The organism is Ruegeria sp. BG10, from assembly GCF_056538575.1.
Genome location: NZ_JBQFTI010000001.1, coordinates 869,717 through 883,137 on the forward strand (window position 1 = coordinate 869,717; position 13,421 = coordinate 883,137).

Annotated in this window: 13 protein-coding genes; 7 read left to right on the forward strand and 6 right to left on the reverse strand. The window is 60.4% G+C overall.

Going from position 1 to position 13,421, the window contains the following annotated elements; all coding sequences use genetic code 11:
* Window positions 1-72 precede the first annotated feature (72 nt).
* The 3 genes from ACR0D8_RS04275 to ACR0D8_RS04285 form a co-directional block, all read right to left on the reverse strand.
* Window positions 73-1,893 carry a M3 family oligoendopeptidase gene (locus ACR0D8_RS04275; protein WP_480644817.1) on the reverse strand — a complete coding sequence of 607 codons (1,821 nt, stop codon included), beginning with the start codon at window positions 1,891-1,893 and terminating at the stop codon, window positions 73-75.
* Window positions 1,894-1,958: 65 nt separating this feature from the next.
* Window positions 1,959-2,936, reverse strand: coding sequence for an alpha/beta fold hydrolase (locus ACR0D8_RS04280; protein ID WP_480644819.1), 978 nt, complete (start codon window positions 2,934-2,936; stop codon window positions 1,959-1,961).
* Complete coding sequence (locus tag ACR0D8_RS04285) at window positions 2,936-3,226, reverse strand: SCP2 sterol-binding domain-containing protein (RefSeq protein ID WP_170764439.1); 291 nt, start codon at window positions 3,224-3,226, stop codon at window positions 2,936-2,938. The genes ACR0D8_RS04280 and ACR0D8_RS04285 overlap by 1 nt, the downstream gene beginning before the upstream one ends.
* 31 nt (window positions 3,227-3,257) lie before the next feature.
* On the opposite strand from ACR0D8_RS04285, the gene ACR0D8_RS04290 reads away from it, so the two are divergent.
* The 6 genes from ACR0D8_RS04290 to ACR0D8_RS04315 all read left to right on the forward strand — a co-directional run bounded on the left by ACR0D8_RS04290 (window position 3,258) and on the right by ACR0D8_RS04315 (window position 9,158).
* Window positions 3,258-3,866, forward strand: coding sequence for a tetratricopeptide repeat protein (locus ACR0D8_RS04290; protein ID WP_475159817.1), 609 nt, complete (start codon window positions 3,258-3,260; stop codon window positions 3,864-3,866).
* Window positions 3,867-3,887: 21 nt separating this feature from the next.
* Window positions 3,888-6,701: a helicase-related protein gene (locus ACR0D8_RS04295; protein ID WP_480644820.1), complete on the forward strand. Its 2,814-nt coding sequence runs from the start codon at window positions 3,888-3,890 to the stop codon at window positions 6,699-6,701.
* Between the two features lie 6 nt (window positions 6,702-6,707).
* Window positions 6,708-7,073 carry an RNA-binding S4 domain-containing protein gene (locus tag ACR0D8_RS04300; RefSeq protein WP_480644822.1) on the forward strand — a complete coding sequence of 122 codons (366 nt, stop codon included), beginning with the start codon at window positions 6,708-6,710 and terminating at the stop codon, window positions 7,071-7,073.
* A 66-nt stretch (window positions 7,074-7,139) separates the two neighbouring features.
* Window positions 7,140-7,478, forward strand: coding sequence for a ferredoxin FdxA (gene fdxA / locus ACR0D8_RS04305; protein ID WP_170742515.1), 339 nt, complete (start codon window positions 7,140-7,142; stop codon window positions 7,476-7,478).
* Window positions 7,479-7,761: 283 nt separating this feature from the next.
* Window positions 7,762-8,274, forward strand: coding sequence for a CarD family transcriptional regulator (locus ACR0D8_RS04310; protein WP_475159826.1), 513 nt, complete (start codon window positions 7,762-7,764; stop codon window positions 8,272-8,274).
* Window positions 8,275-8,387: 113 nt separating this feature from the next.
* A complete protein-coding gene (locus ACR0D8_RS04315; protein WP_480644824.1) occupies window positions 8,388-9,158 on the forward strand; it encodes an ion channel in 771 nt (256 codons plus the stop codon).
* Here ACR0D8_RS04315 and cobS read toward each other — a convergent pair.
* Window positions 9,155-9,919: an adenosylcobinamide-GDP ribazoletransferase gene (gene cobS, locus ACR0D8_RS04320; RefSeq protein ID WP_480644827.1), complete on the reverse strand. Its 765-nt coding sequence runs from the start codon at window positions 9,917-9,919 to the stop codon at window positions 9,155-9,157. The two genes, ACR0D8_RS04315 and cobS, sit on opposite strands and share 4 nt — an antisense overlap.
* Before the next feature lie 79 nt (window positions 9,920-9,998).
* On the opposite strand from cobS, the gene cobT reads away from it, so the two are divergent.
* On the forward strand, window positions 9,999-11,012 hold the full coding sequence (gene cobT, locus ACR0D8_RS04325; protein WP_480644829.1) for a nicotinate-nucleotide--dimethylbenzimidazole phosphoribosyltransferase: 1,014 nt from the start codon (window positions 9,999-10,001) through the stop codon (window positions 11,010-11,012).
* A 28-nt stretch (window positions 11,013-11,040) separates the two neighbouring features.
* Here the strand turns inward: cobT and ACR0D8_RS04330 are convergent, their stop codons facing one another.
* Window positions 11,041-12,921, reverse strand: coding sequence for a monovalent cation:proton antiporter-2 (CPA2) family protein (locus ACR0D8_RS04330; protein WP_475159834.1), 1,881 nt, complete (start codon window positions 12,919-12,921; stop codon window positions 11,041-11,043).
* A 19-nt stretch (window positions 12,922-12,940) separates the two neighbouring features.
* The gene (locus ACR0D8_RS04335) at window positions 12,941-13,396 is read right to left on the reverse strand and encodes an Lrp/AsnC family transcriptional regulator (protein WP_475159836.1); all 456 of its coding nucleotides are present in this window, start codon (window positions 13,394-13,396) and stop codon (window positions 12,941-12,943) included.
* Window positions 13,397-13,421: the final 25 nt, after the last annotated feature.

Sequence of the window (13,421 nt, forward strand, 5' to 3'; positions counted from 1 at the left end):
GCCATTGGAGCAGGTGCAGCGAAAGGTCACTTTGTCCGCATGGCGGACAAAGCAATCATTAGCGAGACCGCCTCACCCCTCCATCGCCTCCAACTCATCAATAAAGCCCGAGATCATCGACAGGCCCTTGTCCCAGAATTTCGGATCGCTTGCGTCCAGTCCGAACGGGGCGAGCAGTTCCTTGTGGTGTTTCGATCCTCCGGCGCGCAGCATCTCGAAATACTTGTCCTCGAACCCGTCCGAGCCGCTTGCGTAAACGGAATACAGCGCATTCACGAGGCCGTCGCCAAACGCATAGGCATAGACGTAGAAGGGCGAGTGGACGAAGTGCGGGATATAGGCCCAGAAGGTCTCATACCCATCCATGAATTCGAATGCGGGCCCAAGGCTTTCGGCCTGAACGCTCATCCACAGAGCGTTGATGTCGTCAGGGGTCAACTCGCCCTCGCGGCGGGCGGCGTGCAGTTTGCATTCGAAGTCGTAGAAGGCGATCTGACGGACCACCGTGTTGATCATGTCTTCGACCTTACCGGCCAGCAGTACCTTGCGCTGTTCCGGGGTTTCGGCCTGATCCAGCATTTTGCGGAAAGTCAGCATCTCGCCAAAAACCGACGCGGTTTCGGCCAGTGTCAGCGGAGTTGAGGACAGCATCTCGCCCTGATCGGCAGCCAGAACCTGATGCACGCCGTGCCCAAGTTCATGCGCCAGTGTCATCACGTCGCGCGGCTTGCCCAGATAGTTGAGCATCACATAGGGGTGCACTTCGGTAACGGTGGGGTGGGCAAAGGCGCCGGGGGCTTTGCCCGGTTTTACCGCCGCGTCGATCCAGCCTTTCGAGAAGAAAGGCGCCGCGATTTCACCCATGCGGGGATCGAAGGCGTTATAGGCGTCCATCACCGTTTTTTCGGCCTCGTCCCAGCCGACAATGCGCGTGTCTTCCATCGGCAGGGGCGCGTTGCGGTCCCAGACCTGCATGACGTCCAGACCCAGCCATTTGCGTTTCAACTCGTAATAGCGATGGCTGAGCTTGGGGTAGGCAGCGACCACCGCCTCGCGCAAGGCCTCGACCACCTCGGGTTCCACGTCATTCGACAGGTGGCGGCCGGTCTGCGCCGTGGGCATCTTGCGCCAGCGGTCGACGATTTCTTTTTCCTTGGCCTGCGTGTTGTGGACACGGGCAAAAGTTTTGACGTTGTCCTGAAAAACGCGGGCCAGTTCACGCGCGGCGGCCTCGCGTTTCGAACGGTCCTGTTCCGTCAGCAGGTTCAGTGTCCCTTCGATGTTCAGTTCTTCGCCATCAACGGTAAAGGTCAGCCCGGCGATGGTTTCGTCAAACAGACGTTCCCACGCGTCACCAACAACGCCCAGGTCGTGCAGGAATTTCTCAAGCTCGTCAGACAGTTGGTAGGGCTTCATCGCGCGGATGCGGCGGAACACCGGCTCATACCGGGCGAGATCGGCATCCGCGTTGAAATGCGCCGTGAGCACGTCATCGTCGATGCGATTGATTTCCAGCGTGAAGAAGACCAGCGGTGTGGTAAAGACGGTGATCTTTTCCTGCATGTCAGACAGGAACTTGGCGCGTTCGGCATCGGTGGTCAGCTGGTAATAGCGCAGCCCGGCGAAAGACATGATGCGACCGGCGACCGAGTTGATCTTCTCGTTGCGCTGCACACAGGTCAGCAGACCTGCGGCGTCCAAATCATCCAGTTGGCCTTCGTAGTCGGCGGCGAAGGCGGCGCATTCGCCCTCCAGCCAGTCCAGATCGCGCGACAATTCCGGGGCGTCTTCGCCAGAGTACAGATCACTCAGGTCCCATTCCGGCAGATTGCCGAGGTTATCGGCCCCTCCGACTGCGTTAGCGTCACGGACGGGAAAGGGAAGGTCGCGCATGGATCACCTCGGAAAAACTTCTTTGGCAAACATCTAGGCGCGGGCGGTCGGGATCACAAGCGCGATCAGTTAGACAGGGCAGGTTCCGGGGCCGAGTTCGTCTGGGACGCCAGAAAATGTGCCGCCAGTTGATCAAAAACGGGTCCGCGCACATTAGCGGGTTCCATCATCACCTCGTGCTCGCCTTCCGGAATTTCCACCAGGGTTCCGCCGGGCCAGTTTGCCATTCGCGCCCGGATCGCCTTGCGGTCCACGATTTGTTCATGACTGCCCAGAAATGTCAGGCAGGGCGTCGCGGGCGCGGTTTGGTCCATCAGCCACGCGCATTCGTCCAGTGCTTCGCGCAGCCAGATCGTCGACGGCGCGCCAAGTGCCAGTTCGGGATGGGCTACAAGCTGGTCCTGCATCATTTTGTACATCGCCGGGTCGCGGGTCAGCACGTTGCCCTCGAACGGTTGCGACAGCACGTAACTTTCCAGCGACGTGGTCGGTGGGGTTCGTTCCCCCAGCCCGATCCGTGGCCCCCAATAGGCGGTGAGCCGGCTGAGCGGTTTCATGAGCGGCGTGAAGAAGATGCCCCACATCGGCCCGGTAAAGGCGCAGGCGGCAAAGCAGCCTCTTTCCAGCACGGCCCGCAGGCCAATTGCACCGCCCATCGAATGGCCGATCACATACCAGGGTTTCGGCAGGTTCAGCGCGGTCGCCAGATCCAGCGTCGCCTGAACATCATTCTGATAGTCGGTAAACTGATCGACATGGCCCACGCGCGGGTCGTCCAACGGGCGATCCGCCAAGCCCTGTCCGCGCCAGTCAACTGACAGGAAGGCAAATCCGCGGTCGACAAATTCCTTCGCAGCGTCACCGTATTTTTCGATATACTCGGTGCGGCCGGGAAACAGCATCACCGTGCCGTTCGTGTCGCCACCCGGGTGCCAGTGGGCCACCCGAATGCGGATATCGTCCGTGGTCGTCAGCCAATGGGCCTGACCACCGGCGGGGGCGCCGGCCACGTCTTCGAACAAGGGGGCCGGCGACAGTTCCATCAGGCCAGCGCCGATGCCAGTTGCATGGCCACGCCCATATCGCCGTCCACGGTCAGCTTACCGGACATGAAGGCACCTGTGGGGTTCAGCTCACCGCTGAGGATCTGCTCGAACGTGTCGGCATCCGCGCTCATGGTGACGTCCGCTTCGTCGTCGCTGACACGCGCACCGTCCGCGTCCAGAACGATCGAGCCCAGATCGGCAATGGCAAATTTGGCCGACGCGCTGAAGTCGCCGCCCGAAAGTTTTTCGTTCAGCGCCGCTGCGGCTTTTTCCAGAGTGTCGCTCATGGTTCTCCTCACTTTGAATTATGCGCCGGGAATGGACATCCCACGGCGCAACGCTACACTGAACGTTGTTATGGGCATTGCAAGCAACAATCTCAAAGGTATCGTTACGGCAACGGCGTTCCTAGTCACGTTTTCCACCAGTTGTCTTGCACAACAGGCAGATTCTCGGGACGAAGATCAGCTTTTGCAGCAATTGGCGCAATCCACGCCGCAACAGGCGATCGGAATCGATCGTCAGCTCAAGGCGCTGTGGTCGCTGTCAGGATCGGCTTCGGCGGATCTGTTGCTTGAGCGGGGGCGCGAAGCGCTGGACGATGGCGATACCGAGACCGCCATCGAACACCTGACGGCACTAACGGATCATGCGCCGGGCTTTGCCGAGGGGTGGCACCTGCGCGCGTCGGCCTTTTTCGGGATCGAGCGGTTTGGAATGGCAGCTGCCGATCTGGAACACGCGCTGACCCTGAACCCCAACAATTACGAGGCCATCTATGGCCTTGGCCTGATTTTCGAGATTGTCGGCCAGCCGGACAAAGCCTTTGCGGCCTATGAACGCGCGCTGGCTATACATCCCCATCACGAAGAAGTAACCAAAGCGGTGAATCGACTGAAGCCCCAGGTCGAGGGTTCGGCCCTCTAGAAGCCGGGGCAGGGGGCAAAGGTGAGCGGGTCATCCCGAATCGTGGCCGTTCTGGGCCCGACAAACACAGGTAAAACCCATTACGCGATCGAGCGGATGCTGGGGCACCGGACAGGTGTGATCGGTCTGCCGCTGCGGCTGCTTGCGCGTGAGGTTTTTGACAAGATCGTTGCCATTCGCGGCCCGTCCGTTGTGGCGCTGGTCACGGGCGAAGAACGGATCGTGCCGCCACGCGCGCAATACTGGGTCTGCACGGTCGAGGCGATGCCCGAGGGTATGGGCGCCGATTTCGTGGCCATCGACGAAATCCAGCTTTGTGCCGATCCCGAACGTGGCCATGTGTTCACCGACCGTCTGCTGCGCGCGCGCGGTACGCACGAGACTCTGTTCCTGGGGTCCGACACGATGCGCGGCCCGATTGCCGCGCTGGTGCCCGAGGCGCAGTTCGTGCGCCGCGAACGCATGTCGCAACTGGTCTATTCCGGCTCAAAGAAAATCAGCCGTATGCCTGCGCGCAGCGCAATCGTCGGGTTCTCTGTCGAGAATGTGTATGCCATTGCCGAACTGTTACGCCGCCAAAAGGGCGGCGCGGCCGTGGTCATGGGGGCGCTCAGCCCCCGCACGCGGAATGCGCAGGTGGAACTCTATCAGAATGGCGAGGTCGACTATTTGGTGGCGACGGATGCCATCGGCATGGGTCTGAACCTGGACGTCAACCACGTGGCGTTTTCCTCCCTGACCAAGTTCGATGGGCGGCGGATGCGGCCTTTGGCGCCCAACGAACTGGCCCAGATCGCCGGGCGGGCCGGACGCGGTATGTCTGATGGGACTTTCGGCGTCACTGGTGAGGCTCCGCCACTGGACGAAGGTGTGGCGCAGGCGATCATGGACAGCCGTTTCACGCCGATGAAAAAGCTGAACTGGCGAAATGCCGCCCTGCGGTTCGGCTCAGTCGACGCGCTGATCGCTTCGTTGGAGGTCAGCCCGAACGATGAACATCTGATCAAGGCGCGGCCTGCCGATGACCTGAACGTGTTGAAATCGCTGTCGCAAGTGGCCGAGGTTGCTGCCCGCGCCAGCGACGGCCCGTCCATTCGCTTGCTGTGGGACGTGTGCCGAATCCCGGATTTTCGCGGCATCAGCCACGCTGAACACGCCAGCCTGCTGGAAGTGATCTTTGGCCACCTGCACGAACGCGGCGGGGTCCCGGATGATTTCATGGCGCGGCAAATCCGCCGGATCGACCGGACGGACGGGGATATTGATGCACTGTCCAAAAGGTTGGCATATATTCGCACCTGGACATACGTTGCGCAACGAAACGGCTGGGTGCGTGACGAATCCCATTGGCGTGCCGAAACGCGCGCTGTAGAAGACAGAGTGTCGGACGCTCTTCACGAACGTTTGACTCAGAGATTTGTGGACCGGCGCACATCCGTATTGCTGCGCCGGCTCAAACAGAAGGAGGCCCTTTTGGCCGAAGTAAATGATAAGGGTGAAGTGACCGTCGAAGGCGAATTCGTCGGTCGTCTGGAAGGGTTCCGGTTTTCGCCGGACAAAAGCGCGCAGGGAACCGAGGCGAAAGCGCTCAAGTCGGCGTCTCTGCAAGCACTCGCGCCGCAATTCCATCTGCGTGCCGATCGCTTCTACAATGCGCCCGATACCGAGATTGATTTTACCGATCAGGGTGGCCTGATGTGGGGTGAATACGCCGTTGGCAAACTGGTTGCCGGGGCCGAACCGCTCAAGCCAGTGGTCGAGGTGTTTGTAGATGAGGCCGCGGGTCCGGATGTCGAACAGAAGGTTCAGCGCCGCCTGCAGCATTTCATCGACCGCAAGGTGGCCGCGCTGTTCGAGCCGCTGCTGAACCTGTCGCGGGACGAGGAACTGTCGGGTCTGGCCAAGGGCTTTGCCTTCCGCATGGTCGAGGCGCTGGGCGTGCTGCCGCGCGCTGGTGTCGCACAGGAGGTCAAGGATCTGGATCAGGACGCGCGTGGTGCCTTGCGCAAACATGGCATCCGGTTCGGTCAGTTCACCATCTTTATGCCGCTGCTTCTGAAACCGGCTCCGACGCGCCTGCGACTGGTTCTGTGGGCGCTGGCCAATGATCTTCAGGAATTCCCCGAGGCACCGCCGCCGGGTCTGGTGACAGTGCCGGTCGCGAAGGACGCACCACAGGGTTACGATACGATGTGCGGCTACCGCGACGCGGGCGAACGTTCGATCCGCATCGACATGCTGGAACGTCTGGCCGACATGCTGCGCGCCGAAGACAGCCGGGGCGGGTTCGAAGCCAAGCCTGACATGCTCTCAATCACCGGGATGACGCTGGAACAGTTCGCTGATCTGATGCAGGGGCTGGGCTACAAGGCCGAGCGCGGCGAGCGCGAAAAGGTGAAACCGGTGCAAGCAGAGCCCGAAAAGCCTGCGGCTGAAGTGGCTGAGCAAACCGCCGCCGAAGAAACCCCGGCAGCAGACGCCGCTCCGGCAGAGGTCGCTGCGCCCGCCGAGGCGACCGCCGAGGCCACCGAAAGCACCGAGGCGGCAGCCGAGGCCCCTGCTTCGGACGAGCCGGAGGTTGAGGTGTTCTATACCTTCACCTGGGGCCGTCAGCGTCAGGCCAACCGTGGTCCGCGTCGCGAACAGCGGCAAGGGCCAGGCAAAGGCAAGCCGCGTGGCAAGCCTCAGGACGGACGCGGCAAACCGCAGGGTAAGAAAGGGGGCAAGCCGCAAGGCGCCAAATCCTTCTCGTCCCGGCCGCCGAAGAAAGAAAAAGCGATCGATCCGGATAACCCGTTCGCAGCAGCGCTGATGGGTTTGAAAGACGGCAACTAAGCACCGATGGCCGAGGCCAAGCTGCGGATCGACAAATGGCTGTGGCAGGCGCGGTTCTTCAAAACCCGCAGCCTGTCCGCCAAACAGGTCAGCGGCGGTCACGTGCGCGTGAACGGAAACCGGGTCCTGAAACCGGCGCAAGCCGTAGGACCCGGTGACGTTCTGACCTTTCCGCAAGGCCGTACCGTCCGCGTCGTGCGTATCGAAAAACTGGGCGACCGCCGCGGACCCGCCCCCGAGGCGCAAACATTGTACTCGGACCTGACCGAAAAACAGGACGCAGAACCCCGCAATCCGGGTTTTGAAGGAAAAGGTCGTCCAACCAAGAAAGATCGGCGCGCGCTTGATCTTTCTCGCACCCGCAAGGGCTGATCATCCCTTGAAGACGGTGCAATACTGGATTAGCTAGTCGCCCAAACCGCAAACGGGAATTTCACCATGACCTATGTCGTCACCGAAAACTGCATCGCCTGCAAATACACCGACTGTGTCGAGGTTTGCCCGGTGGATTGTTTCTATGAAGGTGAGAATACGCTGGTCATTCACCCGGATGAATGCATTGATTGCGGTGTCTGCGAGCCTGAGTGCCCCGCCGACGCCATCCGCCCCGACACCGAGCCGGGAATGGACCAATGGGTCGAGTTCAACCGGAAATACTCGGAACAGTGGCCGGTCATCGTGACCAAGAAGGACCCGCTGCCCGATGCCGAGGAACGCGACGGCGAAGAGGGCAAGATGGAGAAATATTTCTCGGAAGCGCCCGGTGAGGGCGGTTGATCGATTCGCGCTCTGAACTTGGCGGTTTAGGTGCAAAAACAGGCTGTATCGCTCTGAAAAGTATCAGGTTTCCCGACCCATCGCGGGACCTGACTTTCAGGCGTCGTAATTTTGTGATATAATTAAAAGCTGAATGATGAATGAGATGGGGATGCGCTCCGTAAGTATGTTTGCTTTGGAGTTCTGATTTTTTGACAAACCAGACGCCTGACGGGGCCGGGAATGGCTCCGGCTAGGGTGTTTTGCCGTCTGTGTCTCGCTCTGTAACCAAGGATGAACCTGTATGTCTAAGTCGAAAAAGCTTGAGTTCCGCCCGAATGACTATGTTGTCTATCCCGCGCATGGCGTGGGTCAGATCATCTCGATCGAAGAGCAGGAAGTCGCGGGATATTCACTTGAGCTGTTCGTCATCTCCTTTGAAAAAGACAAGATGACCCTGCGTGTGCCGACCAACAAGATCACCGAATCCGGTCTGCGGTCACTCAGCTCGCCGGATGTCATCAGCCAGGCGATGAAAACCCTGAAGGGCAAGGCCAAGGTGAAACGCGCCATGTGGTCGCGCCGGGCGCAGGAATATGAACAAAAGATCAATTCGGGCGACCTGATTTCGATCGCCGAAGTAGTTCGCGACCTGCACCGCACCGATGACCAGCGTGAACAGAGCTATTCCGAGCGTCAACTCTATGAGGCCGCGCTGGAGCGTCTGACCCGCGAAGTGGCTGCCGTCTCCGGCGCTGGCGAGGTATCGGCAGCCAAGCAGGTTGATGAGGTTCTGACCTCGCGCGCCGCCGCCTGATCGTCGGGATATGTGAATTTCGGGCCGCTCCGACCGGAGCGGCCTTTTTCGTGTCTGGCCGCTTGGTGAAATACGCAATTGCCGCTAATTTTTCAGCAGGCAGAGGCGGATGGATGGCCAACCTAAAACAAACGATTAAGTTCCTGTATATTGCACATGACCCGATCTCGGTCTGGTTCCGATACGGCCTCATCCTGTTTGATGCTGTTTCGATCGTGTTTTTCGTCGCTACCGCGAACGTGCCACATGGTCCGGGTATCACAACGGCCAGCCTGATAGTCGGATTTCTGATCCTGCTGGATTTCTTGGCGCGGATGTGGATCGCAAAGGACCGCTGGAAGCTGCTGCGCAAGGTCTACACGCTGGCGGATATTGTGGTGATTACGTCGTTGTTGCTGGAACCGCTATTGCCCGGCAATCTGGCTTTCGTGCGAATCCTAAGGGCGTTGCGCCTGATCCATTCCTACCATTTGCTCAAGGATTTGCGCCGGGACAGCCAGTTTTTCCGAACGCGTGAGGATGCGGTGATCGCCGCAATCAACCTTTTGGTTTTTGTATTCGCGACTTCGACGGCCGTTTTGGTGTTCTTCATTCCGGATGACAGCCAGAACGCCTATATCGACGCGCTCTATTTCACCATGGCCACGCTGACCACGACCGGTTTTGGAGATATCACTCTGGCGACCCCGGGCGGCAAGCTGTTTTCCGTCTTCATCATGGTTGTCGGGGTGGCGCTGTTCGTGCGGCTGGCTCAGGCAATTTTCATGCCACAGAAAGTGCGGCACAAATGCCCCAATTGCGGCCTCTATCGCCACGACACGGACGCGGTTCACTGCAAGCATTGCGGGGAAACGCTGAGGATTGAAACCGGCGGTACGACCTAAAGGGCGGCGACCGCGGCGGTCAGAAATGCCAGTTCTGCGAGTTGTTGAGTCGCTCCCAGAACGTCACCGGTTTGGCCGTTGATTTTGGCCTTTGCAAGCTGCGCCAACGCCGCCACGACCAGCGCAGCCACGATAAAGGGCAGGGCGAAACCGGTCCCCATCAAGACTGCTGAGCAGCCGGTAGCCAACAAGAACCCAACAGCAACGGTTCCGGCCTTCGGTCCGCCGACCGAATGGCTCAGGCCGCTGGCGCGCGCATTTGGCACGGTCGCCATCAAGACAGGCATGAACGCGCGCGACAGGACGCAGGCGGCGAGTATCACACCGTATTCCCCAACCGAAAGCAGGGCCGCCACAAGCGCAACCCGCAGCAACTGCGTGAAGATCAGAGCCAGCACACCGTAAGCACCGATATGGCTGTCCTTCATAATCTCCAGCCGCCGTTCGGCTGTGAAACCGCCCCAAAATCCGTCGGCTGTATCGGCAAGGCCGTCTTCGTGCATGGCACCAGTGGATGCAACCAGCAACGAGATCAGGATCACGGCGCCGGCGGTCGCAGGCAGGTGAAGCGCCATCGCGGCCCAACCGGCCGCGCAGGCCAAGCCCCCGACCACCAGCCCGACAACCGGAAACGCCCAGGCGGAACTGGCTTGCCGTGAAAACACATCCTCGGGCAAGCGGGGCACCGGCAAGCGCGTCAGCAGAACCAGCGCCAGCGGAATATCCCATGCGGAAAAGAGTTTGGTGTCGTTTTTGTGCACTCCCGCGCCTTTCGGGGTCTTGTTGGTTCGGACGCTTCGGTTAAACACACAGGACCACTCTGATGCAACGAGGCTTTGAATGCTGCCCGAACTTAATGACCTGAAAACATTCCGCGAAACTTTGAATCAGGCTCCGGGTCCGGATGACGCCGCGCGGCACGGCGCGGCGGAACGAAACGGGCAACTGACCAAACCGCCCGGTGCCCTTGGACGACTTGAGGATCTGGCGATCTGGTACGCGGGCTGGCGAGGGGATGCCCGCCCGAATATTTCCGCCCCACAGGTTATCGTCTTCGCCGGAAACCACGGTGTGGCGGTGCAGGGTGTGTCGGCTTTTCCGCCGGAAGTGACCGTTCAGATGGTGATGAACTTTGAATGTGGCGGCGCGGCCATCAATCAACTGGCCAAGGCCGCGGGGGCGACAATGAATGTCCATGCGCTGGATTTGGATCGACCCACGGCGGATTTCACAGCCGGCCCGGCCATGTCTGAAGATGAACTTTTGCAAGCCCTGCGCGTGGGTTGGACGGCTGTGGACCCCAGGGCGGATCTGTTGGTGGTTGGTGAGATGGGCATCGGCAACACCACGCCCGCCGCAGCGATTGCCTGCGCCTTGTTTGGCGGCGAGGCGGCGGACTGGACCGGGCGCGGCACCGGTGTCGATGATGCCGGGTTGGCGAACAAAACGCGGGTTGTGGCCGAGGGTGTGGCCCTGCATTCCGGCTCGGGCGATGGGATAGAAATCCTGCGCCGTCTCGGTGGCCGCGAAATCGCGGCCATGACCGGTGCCATCGCGGCGGCCCGCGCCCTGCGTATCCCCGTCATTCTGGATGGATTTATCTGCTCGGCCGCGGCCGCCTGCCTGGCGGATGCGTCGGAAGGCGCGCTGGACCACACCGTCGCCGGACACCAAAGCGCAGAAGGCGCGCATGGCGCAGTTTTGGCCAGACTGGGCAAAGAGCCGCTGCTGAACCTTGGCCTGCGGCTGGGCGAGGGGTCCGGCGGCGCGCTGGCGATTAATATTCTCAAAAGCGCGCTTGCCTGCCACTCAGGCATGGCAACTTTTGCGGAAGCCGGCGTTTCGGACGGTTAGGCCAAGCTGCCTGATCCGCGATGGCGGGTCAGGCCGATTTCTGAGCGTGCTTTTCGGCCAGTTCCAGAAGCTCGGTTTCCAGGTCCTTTTCAAGCTGCTGCGCGCGCTCGATGTATTTCTTGTTTTCCGCCGTCGGCATACCGGGAATCCACAATTCGGCCAGCTCGCGAACCGAGGTCCGGTCATGGTGGTAAAAGGTCTGTTCGGCCTGCGCGGCTTCGTATTCGCTGAGTCCGATGTTTTCCAGCACATACCGCCCGGCACGCAGCGAACTGTCGAACATTTCGCGCACGATATCATTCGCACCGGCCTGATACAGCTCGTACACATGGGTCCGGTCGTGGGCGCGGGCAATGATGTGAAGGTCCGGGCGTTGACGCCGCGCGAAACTGACCAGACGCGTCACGTGTTTCGCATCGTCCATCGCGGCAACAAGGACCGAAGCTTTTTCCAACCCCGCAGCACGCAGCAGCTCCGGACGTGTCGGATCGCCCAGAAATCCTTTGACACCGAAACGCCGCATCAACTGGACCGTCTCGATGTCATGATCCAGCACCACGGTTTTGAACCCGCTGGCGCGCACCAGCCGGTTCACGATCTGACCAAAGCGACCAATTCCAGCGATGATCACCGGGCCCTTTTCGTCAATCTCATCGGGTTCAGGCGGCGGCGCGCCGTCGCCGATCCGGCGAGAAAGAAGATCGAAGATGATGAACAAAAGCGGTGTGATGAGCATGGTCAGCGCGATGATCATCAGCAGCTTTTGCGAAAGATCCTGCGGGATGACATTCTGCTGGGTCGAAAAGGCCAGCAGTACAAATCCGAATTCCCCCGCCTGTGCCAGCCCGAGCGTAAACAGCCAGTGATCGCGGCCTTTAAGCTTAAAGGCGCGCCCGACAAGGAACAGGATGATCCCTTTTGCAAGAATGACCAGCAGCGCCAGACCGATCAGATCGAACGGATCATCAAAGAAATACGCGATATCAATGCCGGCGCCGACAGTGATGAAGAACAGGCCCAGAAACAGACCCTTGAACGGCTCAAGGTCGCTTTCCATCTCGTGGCGGAATTCCGAACTGGCCAGAACAACGCCCGCCAGAAAAGCTCCCAGTGCGGGGGACAGGCCCACCAGTGTCATCAGAAAGGAGATTCCGACGACAATCATCAGGGCCAATGCTGTATACATCTCGCGCAGGCGTGTGGCATGGATGAACCGGAACAGGGGGCGCGTCAGGTAAACCCCGGCCAGGATGACAAACGCGATTGCGCCAATGGTGACCAGCGTGACCGCCCAGCCCGGTAAGCCTTCGACCAGCGACAGGCTGTGATGGCCTGCATCGTGCAGGTCCACCGCCCCGCGGTCGATCGAGCCGTCGCTTTCAATATGCGGCAGGGCGGGCAGCGCCAACAATGGCAGTAGCGCCAGAATGGGGATGACGGCAATATCCTGCGTCAGCAGCACCGAAAACGTCGCACGACCGCCATTTGTCTGCATCAGCCCCTTTTCCGACAAGGTTTGCAGGACAATCGCGGTCGAGGACAGCGACAGCGTCAGCCCGACGGCCAGCGCAACCGACCAAGGGTGATTTGCATACATGGCGACACCGGCGATCACGGCTGTAGACAGCGCGACCTGTAAGCCGCCCAGCCCCAACAGCCTGTCCCGCATATCCCACAGGGCGCGCGGCTCCAGCTCCAGCCCGATCAGGAACAGCATCATCACGACACCGAATTCGGCGACGTGTTGCAGGCTTTCGGTTTCGGCCCCAACCAGGCCGAAGACCGGGCCGATAACGATGCCCGCGGCCAGATACCCCAACACGGACCCCAACCCCAGACGCGCCGACAAGGGCACGGCGATCACGGCAGCCGCCAGATAGATCGAAGCCTGGTAAAGGAAATCGTCCATTTTCGTCCTTTCGGTCGGGTTAGGTGGGCAAAGGCGCGTCGCGCTTGAGCTGGTCCATCACAATCTGGCTTTGGACCCGTGCCACGGCAGGATGCGGCAGTATCACCTGATGAAGCAAGCGGTTGAGCGCGGATAGATCGTCGCAATAGACATGCAGCAGGTAATCTGCCTCTCCGGTCATCGTCCACGCGCTGGTGATCTCAGGGCGTGTGTCAACCATACGGGCAAAGCTTGCGGACTGCTCCGGGCCGTGGGTGCCCAAATGCACCTGAATAAAACCCTGCACCTGCAAGCCAAGTTTCAGAGGGTCCAGCCGCGCGGCGTAGCTGGTGATGTAACCTTCGGCCTCCAGCCTCTGACGCCGCCGACCGGCCTGACTGGGCGACAGGTTCAGCATCTCGCCCAGCTGATGCGCGGTCAGATGGGCGTTCTGCTGCAGGGCGGACAGCAGACGGGTGTCGGTGGAATCCAGCATATGCGGAAATTCTCCATGGATTGTC

Excerpts from the sequence above, each read along its gene's own strand:
- ACR0D8_RS04330 (WP_475159834.1), bottom strand. The coding sequence starts at position 12,921 with ATGGACGATTTCCTTTACCAGGCTTCGATCTATCTGGCGGCTGCCGTG.
- ACR0D8_RS04335 (WP_475159836.1), bottom strand. The coding sequence starts at position 13,396 with ATGCTGGATTCCACCGACACCCGTCTGCTGTCCGCCCTGCAGCAGAAC.
- ACR0D8_RS04300 (WP_480644822.1), top strand. The coding sequence starts at position 6,708 with ATGGCCGAGGCCAAGCTGCGGATCGACAAATGGCTGTGGCAGGCGCGG.
- ACR0D8_RS04285 (WP_170764439.1), bottom strand. The coding sequence starts at position 3,226 with ATGAGCGACACTCTGGAAAAAGCCGCAGCGGCGCTGAACGAAAAACTT.
- cobT (WP_480644829.1), top strand. The coding sequence starts at position 9,999 with ATGCTGCCCGAACTTAATGACCTGAAAACATTCCGCGAAACTTTGAAT.
- ACR0D8_RS04315 (WP_480644824.1), top strand. The coding sequence starts at position 8,388 with ATGGCCAACCTAAAACAAACGATTAAGTTCCTGTATATTGCACATGAC.
- ACR0D8_RS04275 (WP_480644817.1), bottom strand. The coding sequence starts at position 1,893 with ATGCGCGACCTTCCCTTTCCCGTCCGTGACGCTAACGCAGTCGGAGGG.
- ACR0D8_RS04280 (WP_480644819.1), bottom strand. The coding sequence starts at position 2,936 with ATGGAACTGTCGCCGGCCCCCTTGTTCGAAGACGTGGCCGGCGCCCCC.
- fdxA (WP_170742515.1), top strand. The coding sequence starts at position 7,140 with ATGACCTATGTCGTCACCGAAAACTGCATCGCCTGCAAATACACCGAC.
- ACR0D8_RS04310 (WP_475159826.1), top strand. The coding sequence starts at position 7,762 with ATGTCTAAGTCGAAAAAGCTTGAGTTCCGCCCGAATGACTATGTTGTC.
- ACR0D8_RS04290 (WP_475159817.1), top strand. The coding sequence starts at position 3,258 with ATGGACATCCCACGGCGCAACGCTACACTGAACGTTGTTATGGGCATT.